Below are 1,277 nucleotides of genomic sequence, written 5' to 3' on the forward strand. Positions count from 1 at the left end.
CCATGGATCATGGCGGTGTTGACGCCGATCACCTCGCCGGCCGACGAAACCAGCGGCCCGCCGGAATTGCCGGGGTTGAGCGCTGCGTCGGTCTGGATGACGTCGTCAATCAGCCGGCCGGTCGAGGCGCGCATGGAGCGGCCGAGCGCCGAGACGACGCCGGAGGTGACGGTCCATTCAAAGCCGAGCGGATTGCCGATGGCGATGGCGATCTGGCCGCGCCGCAGCCGCTTGGAATCGGCGAGCGGTGCGACATCGGCAAAGCTGCCGTCGGCGCGCACCAGCGCGATGTCGGTGTCGGGATCGCGGCCGAGCACGCGGCCTTCGCGGGAGGCGCCGTCCGGCATCGAGACGCGCACTGTCCTGGCATCGCCGACGACGTGGAAATTGGTAACGACCAGTCCGTCCGGCGCGATGACGAAGCCGGAGCCGTGGCCGCCCTGGCCGCCGACGCGTTCGATGCGGCAGACGGCCGGGCCGATGCGGTCGACGGCGTCCGCAACGGTCGTCGAATATGCGTCGAGCAATGTATCGTCAGGTTCGAATTTGGCTGCGGCGAGGGCCATGGAAGGGCTCCGTATTTTCGGGCGAAAGGATGATTTTTTTTCCTGTGCGCGTCGTTGTCCCAAAACCGCTGAGCACTTTTGGGCGACACGCACTATATGTGCGGAGCGGCTGGAACCGCCGCGACCTGACCAGATGGCCAGTCAAACCGGCAACTAGCCGTCAGGCGAGTACCTCTGAACGCGCTGTCGAGCGATATCTGGGGCATGGATGAACCCAGGAGACCAATATGAGCGATTTCAATCTGAGTGCGTTTTCGCAAGCCATCGCCGATCTCGCCGCCCAGGCGGCACCGGCAACGGCTGGCTTCGCCACGCATCATCACCGCACGGCAAGCGCCTTCCACTGGCGTGACGGTTATTTCGTCACCGCCGAGGAGGCTGTCGAGGCCGGCGAGGAGATCGAACTGACGCTGGCCTCGGGTGAGGCGGTGAAGGCAGAACTGGTCGGCCGCGATCCGTCGACTGGCGTTGCCCTGCTGAAGCCGGCTACGGCCATCAACGCCGTGCCGTTGGCTAGGGCTGACGCGGTGCGGCCAGGCAACATTGCCATCGCCATCGGCAATAGCAACGGGTCGGCTCTGGCCGTTTCGGGCTCGGTCGGCGAAGTCGGTCCGGCCTGGCGCTCGATGCGCGGCGGCACCATCGACCGGCGCATCAATCTGGCCGTCGGTGCCGGCGGCCGTTTCGAGGGCGGCCCGGTTCTCGACGCCA

The 1,277-nt window shown here is 66.4% G+C and carries 2 protein-coding genes; one reads left to right on the forward strand and one right to left on the reverse strand.

From position 1 onward, the window contains the following. On the reverse strand, positions 1-566 hold a 566-nt coding region (locus tag EN925_RS36405; protein ID WP_128337394.1), incomplete at its 3' end, for a trypsin-like peptidase domain-containing protein. A gap of 227 nt (positions 567-793) precedes the next feature. Here EN925_RS36405 and EN925_RS36410 point away from each other — a divergent pair. Beyond that, positions 794-1,277: S1C family serine protease (locus EN925_RS36410; RefSeq protein WP_164894683.1), on the forward strand; the 484-nt coding region annotated here is incomplete at its 3' end.

This window comes from Mesorhizobium sp. M7A.F.Ca.US.006.04.2.1 (assembly GCF_004022915.1).
GTDB lineage: Bacteria > Pseudomonadota > Alphaproteobacteria > Rhizobiales > Rhizobiaceae > Mesorhizobium > Mesorhizobium ciceri.